This window comes from Streptomyces sp. NPDC034103, from assembly GCF_055575395.1.
Genome location: NZ_JBVISS010000009.1, coordinates 404,287 through 422,928, shown reverse-complemented (window position 1 = coordinate 422,928; position 18,642 = coordinate 404,287). Strand labels below are relative to the sequence as shown.

The 18,642-nt window shown below is 72.9% G+C and carries 17 protein-coding genes; 13 read left to right on the top strand and 4 right to left on the bottom strand.

From position 1 onward, the window contains the following. Positions 1-15: 15 nt before the first annotated feature. Positions 16-747 (bottom strand): MBL fold metallo-hydrolase, encoded by a 732-nt coding sequence (locus ACZ56U_RS22615; protein WP_469085796.1) that lies wholly within the window; start codon positions 745-747, stop codon positions 16-18. Between the two features lie 150 nt (positions 748-897). On the opposite strand from ACZ56U_RS22615, the gene hrcA reads away from it, so the two are divergent. The 5 genes from hrcA (at position 898) to ACZ56U_RS22590 (ending at position 5,415) form a co-directional block, all read left to right on the top strand. Beyond that, a complete protein-coding gene (gene hrcA / locus ACZ56U_RS22610) occupies positions 898-1,914 on the top strand; it encodes a heat-inducible transcriptional repressor HrcA (RefSeq protein WP_391229111.1) in 1,017 nt (338 codons plus the stop codon). Beyond that, entirely contained in the window at positions 1,915-3,048 is a 1,134-nt protein-coding gene (gene dnaJ / locus ACZ56U_RS22605; protein WP_469085795.1) for a molecular chaperone DnaJ, read from the top strand. It begins immediately after the preceding gene. Between the two features lie 135 nt (positions 3,049-3,183). Continuing rightward, the gene (locus ACZ56U_RS22600) at positions 3,184-4,269 is read left to right on the top strand and encodes a nitronate monooxygenase (protein ID WP_469085794.1); all 1,086 of its coding nucleotides are present in this window, start codon (positions 3,184-3,186) and stop codon (positions 4,267-4,269) included. Then, on the top strand, positions 4,266-5,006 hold the full coding sequence (locus ACZ56U_RS22595) for a 16S rRNA (uracil(1498)-N(3))-methyltransferase (protein ID WP_469085793.1): 741 nt from the start codon (positions 4,266-4,268) through the stop codon (positions 5,004-5,006). Before ACZ56U_RS22600 ends, ACZ56U_RS22595 begins: the two co-directional genes overlap by 4 nt. A 16-nt stretch (positions 5,007-5,022) precedes the next feature. Beyond that, positions 5,023-5,415 carry a VOC family protein gene (locus ACZ56U_RS22590; protein WP_469085792.1) on the top strand — a complete coding sequence of 131 codons (393 nt, stop codon included), beginning with the start codon at positions 5,023-5,025 and terminating at the stop codon, positions 5,413-5,415. Here ACZ56U_RS22590 and ACZ56U_RS22585 read toward each other — a convergent pair. Then, positions 5,357-5,776 carry a hypothetical protein gene (locus ACZ56U_RS22585; protein WP_469085791.1) on the bottom strand — a complete coding sequence of 140 codons (420 nt, stop codon included), beginning with the start codon at positions 5,774-5,776 and terminating at the stop codon, positions 5,357-5,359. The genes ACZ56U_RS22590 and ACZ56U_RS22585 overlap by 59 nt on opposite strands. A gap of 170 nt (positions 5,777-5,946) precedes the next feature. Here ACZ56U_RS22585 and ACZ56U_RS22580 point away from each other — a divergent pair, with 170 nt between their 5' ends. From ACZ56U_RS22580 to ACZ56U_RS22560, 5 genes are read left to right on the top strand one after another with little or no spacing between them, the layout of a single operon-like run. Continuing rightward, positions 5,947-6,477, top strand: coding sequence for a hypothetical protein (locus ACZ56U_RS22580; RefSeq protein WP_469085790.1), 531 nt, complete (start codon positions 5,947-5,949; stop codon positions 6,475-6,477). Positions 6,478-6,534: 57 nt separating this feature from the next. Continuing rightward, a complete protein-coding gene (locus tag ACZ56U_RS22575) occupies positions 6,535-9,735 on the top strand; it encodes a S41 family peptidase (RefSeq protein ID WP_469085789.1) in 3,201 nt (1,066 codons plus the stop codon). Between the two features lie 46 nt (positions 9,736-9,781). Beyond that, the gene (locus ACZ56U_RS22570; RefSeq protein WP_469085788.1) at positions 9,782-10,135 is read left to right on the top strand and encodes a histidine triad nucleotide-binding protein; all 354 of its coding nucleotides are present in this window, start codon (positions 9,782-9,784) and stop codon (positions 10,133-10,135) included. Positions 10,136-10,141: 6 nt separating this feature from the next. Then, entirely contained in the window at positions 10,142-11,047 is a 906-nt protein-coding gene (locus ACZ56U_RS22565; protein WP_469085787.1) for a ribonuclease Z, read from the top strand. Positions 11,048-11,067: 20 nt separating this feature from the next. Beyond that, the gene (locus tag ACZ56U_RS22560) at positions 11,068-12,057 is read left to right on the top strand and encodes an adenosine deaminase (protein WP_469085786.1); all 990 of its coding nucleotides are present in this window, start codon (positions 11,068-11,070) and stop codon (positions 12,055-12,057) included. Positions 12,058-12,135: 78 nt separating this feature from the next. Here ACZ56U_RS22560 and ACZ56U_RS22555 read toward each other — a convergent pair whose 3' ends face one another. Beyond that, positions 12,136-13,320 carry an MFS transporter gene (locus tag ACZ56U_RS22555; protein ID WP_469085785.1) on the bottom strand — a complete coding sequence of 395 codons (1,185 nt, stop codon included), beginning with the start codon at positions 13,318-13,320 and terminating at the stop codon, positions 12,136-12,138. Positions 13,321-13,627: 307 nt separating this feature from the next. On the opposite strand from ACZ56U_RS22555, the gene ACZ56U_RS22550 reads away from it, so the two are divergent. Beyond that, the gene (locus ACZ56U_RS22550; RefSeq protein WP_469085784.1) at positions 13,628-14,917 is read left to right on the top strand and encodes a glucarate dehydratase family protein; all 1,290 of its coding nucleotides are present in this window, start codon (positions 13,628-13,630) and stop codon (positions 14,915-14,917) included. A 449-nt stretch (positions 14,918-15,366) separates the two neighbouring features. Next, on the top strand, positions 15,367-16,500 hold the full coding sequence (locus ACZ56U_RS22545; protein WP_469085783.1) for a carbohydrate kinase family protein: 1,134 nt from the start codon (positions 15,367-15,369) through the stop codon (positions 16,498-16,500). Between the two features lie 70 nt (positions 16,501-16,570). Here ACZ56U_RS22545 and ACZ56U_RS22540 read toward each other — a convergent pair whose 3' ends face one another. Continuing rightward, positions 16,571-17,281, bottom strand: a complete 711-nt coding sequence (locus ACZ56U_RS22540; RefSeq protein WP_469085782.1) for an FAD binding domain-containing protein — start codon at positions 17,279-17,281, stop codon at positions 16,571-16,573. A 269-nt stretch (positions 17,282-17,550) separates the two neighbouring features. Here ACZ56U_RS22540 and ACZ56U_RS22535 point away from each other — a divergent pair, with 269 nt between their 5' ends. Beyond that, a complete protein-coding gene (locus ACZ56U_RS22535) occupies positions 17,551-18,630 on the top strand; it encodes a PhoH family protein (RefSeq protein ID WP_469085781.1) in 1,080 nt (359 codons plus the stop codon). The last annotated feature ends 12 nt before the right edge of the window (positions 18,631-18,642 follow it).

Genomic DNA, 18,642 nt, shown 5'->3' with positions numbered 1-18,642 from the left:
GAAGCGCCGGACCGCCTAGCGCGACACGCCGAAACGGGCGGCCAGCGCGTCCCGTTGCCCCCGGACGAAGGCCGCGTCCACCACCGCTCCGTGACCCGGCACGTACAGCGCGTCCTCGCCGCCGAGGTCCAGGAGCCGGTCCAGTGCCGCCGGCCACTGGGACGGTACGGCGTCGGGGCCGGCCTGCGGTTCGCCGGACTCCTCGACCAGGTCGCCGCAGAAGACCACCTCCGGGGCGCCCGGCACCAGCACGACGAGGTCGTGGCCGGTGTGGCCGGGGCCGACGTTGGCCAGCAGGACCTGGCGGCCGCCGCCGAGGTCGAGGGTCCACTCGCCGGAGACGAGGTGGCGCGGGCGGGGCAGGGCGTCCAGCGCCTCGTCGGCGAGCCGCTCGTCCAGCCCGTTGCGGAGCGCGTCCGCCCGCAGGTCCGCGCGTGCGTGCTGCTGCTCGAGGAGCGCGTCCATGCCCACCGGCCCGAACACCTCCGCGTCCGCGACGGCCGCCGCCCCGAACACGTGGTCGAAGTGGGGGTGGGTCAGCGCGAGATGAGTCACACGGTGGCCGGCCAGCGACTCCGCCTGCGCCCGCACGCGCGCGCCCTCCGCGAGGCTCGACCCGGCGTCGATCAGCAGGGCGGTCTCCACCCCGACGACCAGCCCCGCCGTGCAGTCCCAGCCAGGCAGACGGCACCGGCCCACCCCGGCCGCCAGCCGCTCCCACTCCAGCTCTTCCCAAGTCACCGTCATACCGCGACGCTAGCCGTACGCGGGGTCGCGGCGGGACCGTCCTTGCCGGGGCGGTACCCCACCGCCGTACACTGGCCGGGGGACACTGGCACTCGGACGGACAGAGTGCCAGGCGGGAAACCGAGGGAACGACATCTGGAGGTGCGCGCGATGCTGAGTGAACGCAGGCTTCAGGTGCTGCGTGCCATCGTCCAGGACTACGTCGGCACCGAGGAGCCGGTCGGCTCCAAGGCCCTCACCGAGCGGCACAGCCTCGGCGTCTCCCCGGCGACGATCCGCAACGACATGGCCGCCCTGGAGGACGAGGGGTACATCGCCCAGCCGCACACCAGCGCCGGGCGCATCCCCACGGACAAGGGCTACCGGCTCTTCGTCGACAAGCTCGCCGGCGTCAAGCCGATGACCGCGCCCGAGCGGCGCGCCATCCAGAACTTCCTCGACGGCGCCGTCGACCTCGACGACGTGGTGGCCCGGACGGTACGGCTGCTCGCGCAGCTCACCCGGCAGGTCGCGGTGGTGCAGTACCCCTCGCTCACCCGGTCCACCGTGCGCCATGTCGAACTGCTCGCCCTCGCGCCCGCGCGTCTGATGCTCGTGCTGATCACGGACACCGGGCGGGTCGAGCAGCGGATGATCGACTGCCCGGCGCCGTTCGGCGAGAGCTCTCTCGCCGATCTGCGGGCCCGGCTCAACAGCCGGGTCGCCGGGCGGCGCTTCACCGATGTGCCCAGGCTCGTCGAGGACCTCCCCGAGGGCTTCGACCTGGAGGACCGGGGCACCGTCTCGACGGTGCTCTCCACCCTCCTGGAGACGCTCGTCGAGGAGAACGAGGAGCGGTTGATGATCGGCGGCACCGCCAATCTCACCCGCTTCGGACATGACTTCCCCCTCACCATCCGGCCCGTCCTGGAGGCGCTGGAGGAGCAGGTCGTGCTCCTCAAGCTGCTTGGCGAAGCCGGGGATTCGGGCATGACCGTACGCATCGGTCACGAGAACGCCTACGAGGGACTCAACTCCACTTCAGTGGTGTCGGTCGGCTACGGTTCGGGCAACGAGGCAGTCGCCAAGCTCGGCGTGGTCGGACCGACCCGCATGGATTACCCGGGAACGATGGGAGCGGTACGCGCAGTGGCACGGTACGTCGGACAGATCCTGGCGGAGTCGTAAGTGGCCACGGACTACTACGCCGTTCTCGGCGTGCGCCGCGACGCGTCGCAGGATGAGATCAAGAAGGCGTTCCGCCGGCTCGCGCGCGAGCTGCACCCGGACGTCAACCCCGATCCGAAGACCCAGGAGCGGTTCAAGGAGATCAACGCCGCCTACGAGGTGCTCTCGGACCCGCAGAAGAAGCAGGTCTACGACCTCGGCGGCGACCCGCTCTCGCAGGCCGGCGGCGGCGCGGGCGGCTTCGGGGCCGGTGGGTTCGGGAACTTCTCGGACATCATGGACGCGTTCTTCGGTACGGCGTCCCAGCGGGGCCCGCGGTCGCGTACGCGGCGGGGCCAGGACGCGATGATCCGGCTGGAGATCGAGCTCGACGAGGCGGCCTTCGGCACCACGAAGGACATCCAGGTCGACACCGCGATCGTGTGCACCACGTGCAGTGGTGAGGGCGCGGCGCCGGGCACCTCCGCGCAGACGTGTGACATGTGCCGCGGGCGCGGTGAGGTGTCGCAGGTGACGCGGTCCTTCCTCGGGCAGGTCATGACCTCGCGGCCGTGTCCGCAGTGCCAGGGGTTCGGGACGGTCGTCCCGACGCCGTGCCCCGAGTGCGCGGGCGACGGGCGGGTCCGCTCCCGGCGCACCCTGACCGTGAAGATCCCCGCCGGTGTCGACAACGGCACCCGGATCCAGCTCGCGGGCGAGGGCGAGGTCGGGCCCGGTGGCGGTCCCGCCGGCGACCTGTACGTCGAGATCCACGAGATGCCGCACTCGCAGTTCCAGCGCCGGGGCGACGACCTGCACTGCACGGTCACCATCCCGATGACCGCGGCCTCGCTGGGCACGAAGGTGCCGCTGGAGACGCTGGACGGTCTGGAGGAGGTCGACATCCGGCCCGGTACCCAGTCCGGCCAGTCGATCCCGCTGCACAGCCGCGGCGTCACGCACCTGCGCGGTGGCGGTCGGGGCGACCTCATCGTGCATGTCGAGGTGCAGACGCCGACGAAGCTGGACCCGGAGCAGGAGCGGTTGCTGCGCGAGCTGGCGAAGCTGCGCGGCGAGGAGCGGCCGCTGGGGCAGTTCCAGCCGGGGCAGCAGGGGCTGTTCTCGCGGCTGAAGGACGCGTTCAACGGTCGCTGACCGTGGGGTGGCGGGGGCGGGGACCGACCGGCTCGGGGCCGGTCCTCAGCCCCCTCGCCCGCGGCCTGTTCCCCTGGACTATGCCGGTCGTGGGCCGGATTCGGTCCTGTCCGGTGGACGTGGCACCATGCGGGCATGTCCTCCGCGCTGACCGATCTCTTCCCCCATCCGATCGTGCAGGCCCCCATGGCGGGCGGCGTCTCCGTGCCGCGTCTCGCCGCCGCTGTGTCCGACGCCGGGGGGCTCGGATTCCTCGCCGCCGGGTACAAGACGGCGGACGGGATGTACCAGGAGATCAAGCAGCTCAGGGGCCTGACCGGGCGGCCGTTCGGGGTCAACCTGTTCCTGCCGCAGCCCGAGTACGCCGACCGCGCTTCCGTCGACGTCTACGCCCACCAGCTGGCCGGCGAGGCCGTCTGGTACGAGACCGAGCTCGGGGACCCCGACAGCGGCCGCGACGACGGCTACGACGCCAAGCTCGCCGTCCTGCTCGACAACCCCGTGCCGGTGGTCTCCTTCCACTTCGGCGTGCCGAGCGCCGACGTCCTCGACTCCCTGCGCCGCGCCGGCACCTTCACCCTGGTCACCGCGACCACCGCCGAGGAGGCCCTCGCCGTGCAGCGCGCCGGCGCCGACGCGGTCATCGCGCAGGGCGTGGAGGCCGGCGGACACCAGGGCACCCACCGTGACATCCCGGAGAACGACGGGTCAGGCATCGGGCTGCTGGCGCTCGTCGGACAGATCCGCGAGACCGTGGGCATCCCGATCGTCGCCGCCGGCGGCCTCATGCGCGGCAGCCAGATCGCCGCCGTCCTCGCCGCCGGTGCCAGTGCCGCCCAGCTCGGCACCGCCTTCCTCGCCACCTCCGAGTCCGGCGCCGCCGACGTGCACAAGCAGGCGCTCACCGACCCGCTGTTCGTGCGCACCGAGCTGACCCGGGCCTTCTCCGGCCGCCCCGCCCGCGGCCTGGTCAACCGCTTCCTGCGCGAGCACGGCCGGTACGCCCCCGCCGCCTACCCGGAGGTCCACCACCTCACCTCGCCGCTGCGCAAGGCCGCCGCCAAGGCCAAGGACGCGCAGGGCATGGCGCTGTGGGCCGGACAGGGGTTCCGGATGGCGCGCGAACTGCCCGCCGGACAGCTGGTGGAGGTCCTCGCCGCCGAACTCGCCGACGCCGCGACAGCGTTGTCGCGCCTGCCCAAGGGCGGTGACGTCCGATGACGGCGCCCGTGTTCGTGGTCGAGCACTTCCGAGCCGGGGGCGACGGGCAGTACGTGCTGGACGGGCCCGAGGGGCGGCACGCCGTCTCCGTGAAGCGGCTCGCACCCGGTGAGGACGTGATCCTCACGGACGGGGCCGGACGCTGGGCCGACTGCGTGGTGCTCGGCACCGAGGGCAAGGACCGGCTGATCGTCCGGCTGGACGCGGTGAGCGAGGAACCGGTGGAGGAGCCGCGCATCACCGTCGTGCAGGCCCTGCCCAAGGGCGACCGCGGCGAGCTGGCCGTCGAGACGATGACCGAGACCGGCGTCGACGCGATCGTGCCCTGGCAGGCCGCCCGCTGCATCACCCAGTGGAAGGGCGACCGCGGTCTGAAGGCGCTCGGCAAGTGGCGGGCCACCGCCCGCGAGGCCGGCAAGCAGTCCCGGCGCAGACGCTTCCCCGAGGTCGCCGACCTCGCCACGAGCAAGCAGGTCGCCGCCCTCCTCGCCAAGGCCGACTTCGCCGCCGTGCTCCACGAGAGCGGTGACGAACCGCTCGCCACCGTCGAACTCCCCACCGCGGGCGAGATCGTGCTGGTCGTGGGTCCCGAAGGGGGCGTCTCCCCGGAGGAGTTGGCACTGTTCGCACAGGCGGGTGCGAAGCCGTATGTGCTCGGGCGTAGCGTGCTGCGTACATCGACCGCCGGGACCGCGGCCGCCGCCGTGCTCCTCGCCCGCACCGGGCGCTGGTCCTGACCCCGAGGGGAACGCCTTGGAACTCGCACAAGTCCGGCTGCTCGTCAGCGACTTCCCCGCCTGCTACCGCTTCTACGCCGAAGTCCTCGGCCTCAAGCCGCAGTCGGGCGCGACACAGGGGCCGTACGAGAAGTTCAGCCCCAGCACCGGCTCGGCCGGGATCGCGCTCCAGGACCGGTCCATGATGGCCGGAGTCCTGGGGGAGTTGGGCGGCGCGGCGAGCGGGCACCGGTCCCTGGTCGTGCTCCGCGTCGACGACCTCGACACCTACTGCGCGCAGATCACCGAACGCGGCGCGAACCTCCTGCACGGCCCCGCCCCCATGACCGACCGCATGCGGGTCGCCCACCTCAAGGACCCGGAGGGCAACCTGGTGGAGCTCCAGCAGTGGCTGCTGCTGCGCTCCTGAGATCGACGGCCTGGGCGACGGCGTGGAACAGCTCCCAGCCGTCCACCTCCCGCTCGCCCGGCAGCGGCAGACCGCGCCGGTCCGCCTCGTCGACCAGGGCGCGTACGACGGCGGGTTCGCGCAGGTTGATCCCCGCCCCGCGGCCGTCCACCGCCCAGCCCTGGAACCAGATGTCCCCCTCGGAGACGTACCGCCCCGAGCCCGGCCCGCCCGCCCGGAAGACGAACCGGGTGCGATCACGGCCCCGGTGCAGCGTGAGGACGTCCCGCCACACGCCGTCGGTCCTCTTCTGCCGGAAGGTCCACGCGTAGGTCACCCGCTCGTCCACCACGAGCCGGCGGACCCGGCGGTCGTTGCGCATGGGGTCAGGTCAGAGGGCGGGCGGTGCTCGGTCCTCGGGTTTATTCGTCCGATCGAACGCGCGAAGGCCGTACGCCTGCCCGCTCGTCCGACACCCGAGTGGCTGGGGAGGGCGGAGAGTGTCCGTATGCGCTCTTCCGTGACGGCCGGGACAGTGGGAAGCTGCCCTCCATGGGGGCATTGAGGAGGATTTGGCGGCGCCGGGGCCGACGCGGACTCGCCGTGGCGGCGCTTGTCGTCGTGGGTGTGGGCGGTGCCGTCGGCTGTGACCCGGCGGGGCTGAACTCCGCGTCCGTGGCGTACACGACCGACCAGACCGTGACCCGGGAGCTGGAGCGGCAGAAGGCCGAGGTGCAGTGGCTGACCTGCCAGGCCTCCTACGGCGACCGGACCACGCCGACGGCGACCGAGGACGCCGTCGCCGAGGTCACCTGCACGGGCGAGACCACCGACGGCAAGGACATCGACGTCGACGGCAAAATCACCCGGGTCGTCAACGGACAGTGTGTCCGAGGTGAGTTGATCGCCAAGATCGACGGCAAGCAGTGGTTCCAGGTCAACGGGCTCGGCAACTGCAACGCCTCGCCCGAGCCGAACAACCCGGGCGGAAACGGACAGCCCGGAGCCACCGTCACCGTGACCGTCACGGAGACCATCTGGTGCGACAGGTACCCGGACTGCCGGCCCGTCCAGGGCAAGTGACCGTCAAGTGATCCAGAGCCCTGTCCGTCGAGGACCACCCCTGCATAAGCTGACCGGGTGACCCGGCCCGCGACGCCCTCGTATCTCCGATTCCCGCACCTGCACGGCGACTTGGTGACCTTCACCGCCGAGGACGACGTGTGGGTCGCGCCCCTCGACGGCGGCCGGGCCTGGCGGGTCAGCGCCGACCACGTGCCGGTCACCACCCCGCGCATCTCGCCCGACGGCACCACGGTCGCCTGGACCTCCACCCGCGACGGCACCCCCGAGGTGCACCTCGCCCCGGTCGACGGCGGCCCCGCGAAGCGGCTGACGCACTGGGGGAGCCCGCGTACCCAGGTGCGCGGCTGGACCCCGGACGGGCAGGTCCTCGCCCTCACCACCCACGGCCAGGCCAGCCTGCGCCGCTCCTGGGCGCACGCCGTCCCGCTCGACGGCGGACCCTCGACCGTGCTGCCGTACGGACCCGTCGGCGCCGTCGCGCACGGGCCGTCCACCGTGCTGCTGTCCGCGCCGATGGGGCGCGAGGCCGCCTGGTGGAAGCGGTACCGGGGCGGCACGGCGGGCAAGCTGTGGATCGACCACGAGGGCGACGGGGAGTTCGTACGGCTCCACGAGGACCTGGACGGGAACGTCGAGTTCCCGGTGTGGGCCGGCACGGGCAGGATCGCCTTCCTCAGCGACCACGAAGGCGTCGGCGCGCTGTACTCCTCCCTCGCCGACGGGTCCGACCTGCGCCGCCACACCGCGACCGACGGCTTCTACGCCCGGCACGCGGCCGGTGACGGCACCCGGGTCGTGTACGCCTGCGCCGGTGAACTGTGGGTCCTGGACGACCTCGACGGGGCCGAGCCGCGCCGCCTCGACGTGCGACTCGGCGGCCAGCGCACCGGCCGGCAGCCGTTCGCGCTGAACGCCGCACGCTGGTTCGGCTCCGCCGCCCCCGACCACACCGCGCGCGGCAGCGCGGTCGCCGTCCGGGGCGCCGTGCACTGGGTCACCCACCGCTTCGGCCCGGCCCGCGCGCTCGCCGCCGAACCCGGCGTCCGCGCCCGGCTGCCCCGCACCTTCCGCACGGAGGGCGAGGAGTGGGCGGTGTGGGTGACCGACGCCGAGGGCGAGGACGCCCTGGAGTTCGCGCCCGCCACCGGACTCGCCCCCGGCGCCACCCCGCGCCGCCTCGCCGCCGGACAGCTCGGCCGGGTCCTCGGTCTCGCCATGGCCCCCGACGGCAGCCGGGCCGCGGTCGCCGCGCACGACGGACGCGTACTGCTCGTCGAACGGGAGACCGGCGAGGTCCGCGAGGTGGACCGCAGCGAGGACGGCGACGTCTCCGGCCTCGTCTTCTCGCCCGACTCCACCTGGCTCGCCTGGTCCCACCCGGGCCCGCGCCCGCTGCGCCAGCTCCGGCTCGCCCACACCACCGACCTGTCCGTCACCGAGGCCACCCCGCTGCGCTTCCAGGACTACGCGCCCGCCTTCACCCTCGACGGCAAGCACCTCGCCTTCCTCTCCAGCCGCTCCTTCGACCCGGTCTACGACGAGCACGTCTTCGACCTGGCCTTCGTGGACGGCGACCGCCCGCACCTGATCACGCTGGCCGCGACCACGCCCTCGCCGTTCGGCCCGCAGCGGCACGGCCGGTCCTTCGAGGCGCCGGACAAGGACGAGACACCCGACAGCGAGGGCACCCCCGCCACCCGTATCGACCTCGAAGGGCTCGCCGACCGGATCGTGCCGTTCCCGGTCGAGGCCGCCCGCTACTCCAACCTGCGCGCGGCGAAGGACGGCGTGCTGTGGCTGCGCCACCCCGTCCAGGGCGTGCTCGGCTCCTCCCGGGCCACCCCGGACGACCCCGACCCCAGGACCGAACTGGAGCGGTACGACCTCGCCCAGCAGCGCCTGGAGCATCTCGCCGCCGACGCCGACCACTTCGCCGTCAGCGGCGACGGCAAGCGGGTGCTGCTGTGGACCGACGGACGGCTGAAGGTCGTCCCCAGCGACCGGCGCGCCTCCGGCGACGACGACAGCGACACCAACATCACCGTCGACCTCGACCGGGTCCGCCAGAGCGTCGACCCCTCGGCGGAGTGGCGGCAGATGTACGAGGAGACCGGCCGCATCATGCGGGACCACTTCTGGCGCCCCGACATGAGCGGCGTCGACTGGTCCGGCGTCCTGGACCGCTACCGCCCGGTGGTGGACCGGGTCGCCACCCATGACGACCTCGTCGACCTGCTGTGGGAGGTCCAGGGCGAGCTCGGCACCTCGCACGCCTACGTCATGCCGCGCGGCGGCCACGGCCACGGGCCCCGGCAGGGGCTGCTCGGCGCGGACATCTCCCGGCACGAGGACGGCAGTTGGCGGATCGACCGGATCCTGCCGAGCGAGACCTCCGACCCCGACGCCCGCTCCCCGCTCGCCGCGCCCGGCGTCGCGGTGCGCGCGGGCGACGCGATCGTCGCGGTCGCCGGGCACCCCGTCGACCCGGTCACCGGCCCCGGCCCGCTGCTCGTCGGCACGGCGGGCAAACCGGTCGAGCTGACCGTCTCACCGTCCGGCGGCGGCGACCTCAGGCACGCCGTCGTCGTACCGGTCGCCGACGAGGAACCGCTGCGCTACCACGCCTGGGTGACGGACCGGCGAAGTTACGTCCACGAGCGGTCCGGCGGCCGGCTCGGCTACCTCCACGTGCCCGACATGCAGGCCCCCGGCTGGGCCCAGATCCACCGGGACCTCAGGGTCGAGGTGGCCCGTGAGGGGCTGGTCGTCGACGTCCGGGAGAACCGCGGCGGCCACACCTCCCAACTGGTCGTCGAGAAGCTGGCCCGGCGGATCGTCGGCTGGGCCCTGCCGCGCGGGATGCGGGCGTACAGCTATCCGCAGGACGCGCCGCGCGGGCCGGTGGTCGCCGTGGCGAACGAGTTCTCCGGGTCCGACGGCGACATCGTCAACGCGGCGATCAGGGCGCTGGGCATCGGACCGGTGGTCGGCACCCGCACCTGGGGCGGGGTGATCGGCATCGACAGCCGTTACCGGCTCGTGGACGGGACCCTGATCACCCAGCCCAAGTACGCCTTCTGGCTGGAGGGTTACGAGTGGGGCGTGGAGAACCACGGCGTCGACCCGGACGTCGAGGTCGTCCAGCGGCCGCAGGACCACGCGGCGGGGCGGGACGTACAACTGGACGAGGCGGTGCGCATCGCGCTGGAGGCCCTGGAGGGGACACCGGCCAAGGTGCCGCCGTCGCTTCCCTGACCTGCTCGGTACGATGCCCCCACAGCCGCGACCGAAGGGACACCACATGCCAGGGGAACCGCAGGACGACTGCCTGTTCTGCAAGATCGTCGCGGGGGCCGTCCCGGCGACGATCGTCCGCGAGACCGACACCACCGTCGCCTTCCGGGACATCAACCCCCAGGCCCCCACGCACGTCCTGGTGATCCCCAAGGTCCACTACGAGAACGCCGCCGCCCTCGCCGCCGCCGAACCGGCCGTCGCGGCCGACGTGCTCCGCGAGGCGCAGGCCGTCGCCGACGACGAGAAGGCGGAGAGCTACCGCGTCGTCTTCAACACCGGCAGCGGCGCCGGTCAGACCGTCTGGCACGTCCACGCGCACGTCCTCGGCGGCCGCGGTCTCTCCTGGCCCCCCGGGTAAGTCACCGTGTCCGTACGCGAACTGGTGGTCCTCGGCACCGCCAGCCAGGTCCCCACCCGGCACCGCAACCACAACGGCTACCTCCTGCGCTGGGACGGCCAGGGCATCCTCTTCGACCCCGGGGAGGGCACCCAGCGCCAGATGCTGCGGGCCGGCGTCGCCGCGCACGATCTGCACCGCATCTGCGTCACCCACTTCCACGGCGACCACTCCCTAGGACTCGCGGGCGTCATCCAGCGCATCAACCTCGACCGGGTGCCGCACGAGATCACCGCCCACTACCCGAAGTCGGGCCAACACTTCTTCGACCGGCTGCGGTACGCCACCGCCTACCGCGAGACCGTCGCGCTCACCGAGGCGCCGGCCGACGCGGACGGCGTCCTGGCCACGACCCCCTCCTACACCCTTCAGGCCCGCAAGCTCTCGCACCCCGTCGAGTCGTACGGCTACCGCCTCGTCGAACCCGACGGGCGCCGCATGCTGCCCGAACGCCTCGCCGCGCACGGCGTCAAGGGCCCGGACGTCGGCCGCATCCAGCGCGAGGGCGCCGTCGACGGGGTCCGGCTCGAGGACGTCAGCGAGGTCCGGCGCGGGCAGCGGTTCGCCTTCGTCATGGACACCCGGCTCTGCGACGGCGTGTACGCCCTCGCCGAGCGCTGCGACATGCTCGTCATCGAGTCGACCTTCCTCGACGAGGACACGACCCTCGCGGTCGAGCACGGTCACCTCACCGCCGGGCAGGCCGCCACCGTGGCGCGCGAGTCCGGTGTACGGCATCTCGTGCTCACCCACTTCAGCCAGCGCTACACCGACCCCGACGAGTTCGAACGGCAGGCGCGGGCCGCCGGGTTCGACGGCGAGCTGACGGTGGCTCACGACCTGCTCCGGGTGCCGCTTCCGAAGCGCAGATAAATCGGTCGTACGATGCTTTGATGCCCCTCCCCAAAGCTGAACTGCACCTGCACATCGAAGGCACCCTGGAACCCGAGCTGGCTTTCGAGCTCGCCGCGCGCAACGGGGTCGAACTGCCGTACGCCGACACCGACGCCCTTCGCAAGGCGTACGCCTTCGAGGATCTCCAGTCCTTCCTGAACCTGTACTACGAGCTCATGGCCGTGCTCCGCACCGAGCGTGACTTCGAGGACCTCGCGAACGCGTATCTGGCCCGAGCCGCCGCCCAGGGGGTGCGGCACGCGGAGATCTTCTTCGACCCGCAGGCGCACATCGCGCGCGGTGTCCCCATGGGCACGGTGATGGACGGGCTGTGGCGGGCGCTCGGCGCGAGCGAGACGAACCACGGTGTCTCCACGCAGCTGATCATGTGCTTCCTGCGGGACGAGTCCGCGGAGTCGGCCCTTCGGACGCTGGAGGCCGCGAAGCCCTACCTCGACCGGATCGTCGGCGTCGGCCTCGACTCCGCCGAGGTCGGGCATCCGCCGGCGAAGTTCCGCGAGGTGTACGAGGCCGCCGCGGCCCTTGGTCTGCGGCGCGTCGCCCATGCCGGGGAGGAGGGGCCGCCGGAGTACATCGTCGAGGCGCTCGACGTGCTCGGCGTGGAGCGGATCGACCACGGGCTGCGGTGCGTGGAATCGCCGGAGCTGGTGGCCCGGCTGGTGCGGGACCGCGTGCCGCTGACGCTGTGCCCGCTGTCCAATGTGCGGCTGCGGACGGTCGACGTGCTGGCCGATCATCCGCTGCCCGCCATGCTGGACGCGGGGCTGCTGTGCACGGTCAACTCCGACGACCCCGCGTACTTCGGGGGGTACGCGGGGGACAACTTCGACGCGGTGAGCTCGGCGCTGGGCCTGGGCGAGGAGCGGTTGCGGGAGCTGGCCCGGAACTCGTTCGTCGCGTCCTTCCTGGAGCATGACGAGGATCGGCGGGCGCGGTATCTCGCTGAAGTGGAGGCGTACGAGTTCTAGTGCGGCGGCCGGCAACGTTTGCGCGTCGCGCCGGGGCGAACGTTGCCTGCCGCGGCACCAGCCCCCGGCGGGGCGCGTTCAGGCGGCCGTCGCCTTGTCGTACGCCTGGGTCTCCACCTGGATCTCCACCACCGGCAGCGGGCGCCTGCCCACGCCCAGCGCCACCGCGGTCATCGGGGCCGTGATCACCAGCAGGCCCGCCGCCAGGACCAGGCCCATCGCCGGGAAGCCCGCCTGGGCCGCCAGCAGGCTGCCGGTGAGGGGGCCCGCCGCCGTGCCCAGGGAGGACGCCGAGCCGACCAGGACCGCCCACCTGCCGCGCGGGTCCAGGGAGGCGGCCAGACCTATGACGTACGACAGGACGATCGGGTAGAGCGTGTTCCACGCGATCTCGCCCGTCGCGAAGGTCGTCACGTCGGTCGCGGACGCGCTCAGCGCGATGCAGACGGCGATCAGGGCCGTGCCACCGCCGACCGGCAGGGCGTGGCCGAGGCGGGGGCCGAGGGTGCCCGCGCCGATGACGCCCAGCAGGCCCGCGCCGAGCGCCACGGCGAAGACCGCGCCGACCGTGGCCTCCGTCAGGTGGGCCTGGGTGAGGCCGATCCGGCCGCTGACGCCCCAGAGCGCGTTCTGGGCGAGGGACCAGCAGGGGAGGGTGGCGGCGAGGAGCAGACCGGCCCGGAGATGGGGGAGCGGGGTCCTCGTCCGCCGGGTCTGCGGGGTGGGGGTGTGCAGCGGGAGACGGTTCGTCAGGGGCCAGACCGCCAGGGCGGTGAGAGCGATCGCGGCCAGCGGCTGGCCGTGGCCCGGGCCCAGGTGCGGGACGGTCAGATAGACGGCACCCGCGAGCGCGGAGACGCCGAGCAGGCCGAGCGTGGTCGTCCGGTGCGGGTCTCGCTGGGCGGCGATGCCGGTGGCGGCGACCGTGGTGGCCGTACCGGATCCGAACCCGCCGATCATCGCGCCGGTGACGACGGCCGCGACGCTGCCGCTGAGCGCGGCCCAGCCGTAGCCGGCCACCGCGAGGGTGAGTCCGATGCGCGCCAGCCTCCGCGCGCCGATCCGGTCCACCTTCGACGCCAGCAGGAACCCCGCGGACGCCGAACTCAGCAGCAGCGCGCTGCCGACGGCGCCCGCCTGCGTGGCGGTCAGGGGCAGCCCCGAGTCCAGTCTGCCGACGGTGGTCGGCAGGAGGTACGGGGCGAGGTACCCGGCCGTGAAAAGGGCGACGAGGGGCCAGGGGATGGTGCGGGGGGCGAACACGGGCGGTCCCAGGGCGTGCGAAAGGAGCGGCTCAAGAAGGGGGTTGGGCGCCGACCGTCGACGGACAGGAACGCGCGGGCAATTTGTATCAAGCACGCGGTTCGGGAAAGAAGGGCGGGGGGTGTGATCTGAGGCACGTTGTGTTTCGGGTAGGGGAGGGCGGGTAGAAGACACCGCTCCCACGTCGGCCGCGGTTCCCCAGGGGGCGCGGGGAACTGCGTGATTCGTCTTCCCTCATGGATGACGTCCACGTGGGGAGATGGGCGAGAGTGGGTCTCGATACCGGCGACCTCGTAGGAGAGACCCTGTGAACCTCACGATCACCGACGTACGGCTGACCCCGATCCTCGTCGCCGACCCGCCGCTGCTCAACACGCAGGGCGTGCACCAGCCGTACACCCCCCGGCTGATCGTCGAGGTGGAGACCGCGGACGGGGTCGTCGGGGCCGGCGAGACCTACGGCGACACCAAGTACCTGGAGGTCGCGCGGCCGTTCGCGCGGAAGCTGGTGGGGCGGCAGGTCAGCGACCTGAACGGGCTGTTCACCCTCGCCGACGACGTCGCGGTCGACTCCTCCCGGGTCTCGGGGCAGGTCGACGTCGGCGGACTGCGCGGTGTCCAGACCGCCGACAAGCTGCGGCTCTCGGTCGTCTCCGGGTTCGAGGTCGCGTGTCTGGACGCGTGGGGCAGGGCGGTCGGGATGCCCGTGCACGCCCTGCTCGGCGGGAAGGTGCGGGACACCGTCGAGTACAGCGCGTACCTGTTCTACAAGTGGGCCGACCACCCCGAGGGCGTGGCCCGCGAGAAGGACGACTGGGGCGCGGCGCTGGACCCGGCCGGGGTGGTGGCGCAGGCGCGGCTGTTCACCCGGCGGTACGGATTCACCTCGTTCAAGCTCAAGGGCGGTGTGTTCCCGCCGAAGGAGGAGATCGCGGCGGTCCGCGCGCTGGCCGAGGCCTTCCCCGGGCATCCCCTGCGGCTCGACCCCAACGGGGCCTGGTCCGTGGCGACCTCGCTGAAGGTCGCCGAGGAGCTGGGGGACGTCCTGGAGTACCTGGAGGACCCGGCGCTCGGCACGCCCGCCATGGCCGAGGTGTCCGCGGGGACCGACGTGCCGCTCGCGACCAACATGTGCGTGACGACCTTCGCGGAGATCAAGGAGGCGTTCGCCAAGGACGCCGTGCAGGTGGTGCTCTCGGACCACCACTACTGGGGCGGGCTGCGCAACACTCAGCAACTCGCCGCGATCTGCCGGACGTTCGGGGTGGGGGTGTCCATGCACTCCAACACCCACCTGGGCATCTCGCTGGCCGCGATGACCCACGTGGCGTCGACGGTCCCGAACCTGCACCACGCCTGCGACTCGCACTACCCCTGGCAGTCGGAGGACGTGCTGACCGAGCGGCTGACCTTCGAGGGCGGGTCCGTGCGGGTCAGTGACGCGCCCGGCCTCGGCGTCGAACTCGACCACGAGAAGCTCGCGTTCCTGCACCGGCGGTGGCTCGACGACGACGGGTCACTGCGCGAGCGCGACGACGCGGCGGCGATGCGGGTCGCCGAACCGGGGTGGATGACGCCGACCGTGCCCCGCTGGTAGCGCCCGCTGTCCCGACCCAGGGGTGGTTCGGCGGGGCCGGCGGTCGGGTTTCCGGTTGCGCGGGTGGGGCTGACGGTCGGTGGATCGGGTTTCCGGCTGTGCCGGTGGGGCCGGCGGCCGGTGGATCGGGTTTCCGGCTGTGCCGGTGGGGCCGGCGGCCGGTCGTCGGGTTCCGGGCCGCGCCGGCGGGGCTGACGGTCGGTGGTCGGGTTTCCGGCTGTGCTGGGCGTGCTGCCGGTGCGTGCGCGGGGGCGCACCGGCCGGATCCGGACGTGGCCGCCACCGCACCCGGGGCCGCTCCCGTCCCGAGGGTCCCACCGGGCGCGGCGCGTGTTGGCGGGCCGGGGCCGTCGAGGGCCCTGACGTGCTGGGCGGGTCGCGGGTGAGCGGCGGGTTGTCGGTGACGTGGTGCAAACTGGCCTGATCGGCACCACGTCAGGGAGCGCACCGTGATCGCGTCCGGGAAGGGACCGTCGTACGACACCGGGACAGCCGGGCACCGTCAGGCCCAGGTCGACCCGCTGGCCGCCGTGCGCACACCGGACGACCCGCCCTGGGACGTGTATCTGACCGGCCCCGTCTTCCTCGACATCATCTTCACCGGGCTCGACTCCGCCCCGGTGCGCGGGACCGAGTCCTGGGCGCGCGGGATGGGGTCGAGCCCCGGCGGTGTCGCCAACATGGCGACCGCGCTGGCCCGGCTCGGCCTGAGGACGTCCCTCGCGGCCGCCTTCGGCTCCGACCACTACGGCGAGTACTGCTGGGACGCGCTGGAGCAGGGCGAGGGCATCGACCTCTCCCCGTCCCGCACGGTCAGCGGCTGGCACTCCCCGGTCACCGTGTCGATGGCCTACGAGGGAGAGCGCACGATGGTCTCCCACGGCCACGAGCCGCCCCCCGAGGAGCCGGCCCCCGACTGCCCGCCCCGCGCGCGTGCCGCCGTGGCGTCGCTGGTGCCGGGCAAGCGGGCCCCCTGGATCGCCCAGGCCGCGAGCAAGGGCACCAAGATCTTCGGTGACGTCGGCTGGGACGAGACCGGGGCGTGGGACCTGGCGGGGCTGGCCGACCTGGAGCACTGCGAGGCCTTCCTGCCGAACGCCGAGGAGGCCATGCGGTACACCCGCACCTCCTGCCCGCGCGAGGCGGCCCACGCCCTCACCGCGCACGTGCCGCTCGCGGTGGTCACCCTCGGCGCGGAGGGCGCGTACGCCGTGGACCGGCGGACCGGGGAGAGTGCTGAGGTCCCCGCCATCGCCGTGGAGGCCCTCGACCCCACCGGCGCCGGTGACGTCTTCGTGGCCGGCTTCGTCACCGGCACGCTGGCCGGCTGGCCGCTCGCCGACCGGCTGGCCTTCGCGGGGCTCACGGCCGCCCTGTCGGTCCAGGAGTTCGGCGGCTCACTGTCGGCGCCGGGCTGGTCCGAGATCGGGGCGTGGTGGCGCCGGGTCCAGTCCGTGCCCGGCCAGGACCCCACGGCCCTGCACCGCTACGGCTTCCTCGCCGACCTGGTCCCGGCGGAACAGGCCCGCCCCTGGCCCGTACGCCGGGCGGTACCGACGATCGGCTTCCGCCGCTCGGCGTGAGGCCCCGCCGCTCGGCCCGAGGCCCCGCCGCTCGGCGCGACGCCCCGCCGCCCGGCGTGACGCCCCCCGGTCAGTGACCGGTCGCGCGGTCCAGGACCCCTGTCACCTCCTCGCGGACCACGGCCCACGCCTCCGCGGGCAGGGCGCCGAGCGGGGTGCGGGACAGGGTGTCCAGGGCCGGGGCGGGGTCCGTGGCGCACGGGACGCTCTCGCACAGGACGTCGTAGCCGACGCGCACCGCGACCCTCAGGACGCGGTCGTCGCGCACGGCCGTGGTCACGACCAGGGGCGGCTCGCCGCCGGGGGCGTCGGGGAGCTTGCGGTGGCCGCTGGCGACCGGGGTGCGCCAGCGCAGGCTGAGCAGGAGCGGACGCTTCGCCGTCAGTTCGGCGAGGTCCGTCTCATAGGGGCCCTGCGCGTCCAGCACCGTGGCGCGGGCGTCCAGAACGAGGGCCGCGGGCAGCAGACAGCGCAGCGTGCTGCCGACGATGTTCCCGCCGACCGTCGCGGCCCGGCGTACGGCCCCCGTGCCCACCCGCGAGGCCGCCCCGCGCAGCGCCTCGGGAACCCGGTCGTCGACCCGGGACAGCAGCACCGCCGCCCCCAGCTCCTCGGCACCGAGCACATTGGCCTCCGGCACCTCGCGCAGCGACATCGCCTGCTCCGGGAAGCCGTCCCGCTGCCAGACGGCCCACTGGAGCGTGGCACCACCGACGGGTATCGCTCCCTCGGACAGGCACCGCTGTGCCTCGGACACGGACGTGGGCAGACGCAAGAGCACGGCCGACCTGCTTTCCCCGGCGGGCGGGCGACCTGGTCGCCCCGAACATGTGTGGCACCGACGGGCGGAGTCTGCCCACGCGCGCGGGGGTCGCATGCAGGGCTCACCGCTGCACCGAGGGCGCCCTCCTCCGGCACCCCGGCACCGGCCTGGGCCCGAAAAGCCCTACGGGGTTGTCAGTCCCCCGGCGTACCCTTGAAACCGCCAGGCCGCCCGAGTGGCGGGCGAGTCGTTTCGAGGAGGACGAGCAAGGCCTTCAGAGCCGGCCCATGACTCAGACACCCACAGATCGCACACCCGCGCAGGGGCAGGCGAGAGCAGAGTTCACCGTCCCCGCCCAGCACCCCATGGTGACCGTGCTGGGGTCCGGCGACTCCCTGCTGCGCGTGATCGAGACGGCCTTCCCGGCGGCCGACATCCATGTCCGGGGCAACGAGGTCAGCGCGGTCGGCGACCCGGCCGAAGTCGCCCTCATCCAGCGCCTGTTCGACGAGATGATGCTGGTGCTCCGCACCGGACAGCCGATGACGGAGGACGCAGTGGAACGCTCGATCGCCATGCTCAGAGCGAGTGAGAACGGCGAGGGCGACGGCCCGGAGACCCCGGCCGAGGTGCTCACCCAGAACATCCTCTCCTCGCGCGGCCGCACGATCCGCCCCAAGACCCTGAACCAGAAGCGGTACGTCGACGCGATCGACAAGCACACGATCGTCTTCGGCATCGGCCCCGCCGGTACCGGCAAGACCTACCTCGCCATGGCCAAGGCGGTGCAGGCCCTGCAGTCCAAGCAGGTCAACCGCATCATCCTGACCCGCCCCGCGGTCGAGGCCGGCGAGCGGCTCGGCTTCCTGCCGGGCACGCTCTACGAGAAGATCGACCCGTACCTGCGCCCGCTGTACGACGCGCTGCACGACATGCTGGACCCGGACTCGATCCCGCGGCTCATGGCCGCCGGGACCATCGAGGTCGCCCCGCTGGCGTACATGAGGGGCCGCACCCTCAATGACGCCTTCATCATCCTGGACGAGGCCCAGAACACGAGCCCCGAGCAGATGAAGATGTTCCTCACCCGGCTCGGCTTCGACTCGAAGATCGTGATCACGGGTGACGTGACCCAGGTCGACCTGCCCACCGGCACCAAGTCGGGTCTGCGTCAGGTCCAGGACATCCTGGAGGGCCTCGACGACGTCCACTTCTCCCGCCTGTCCTCGCAGGACGTCGTACGGCACAAGCTGGTCGGCCGTATCGTCGACGCGTACGAGCAGTACGACAGCAAGCACGGCACCGAGAACGGCACCCACAAGGACAAGGGCGGCCGGGGCGGGCAGTCCGGGCACAAGGGGAAGTAGAAGCAACCGCAC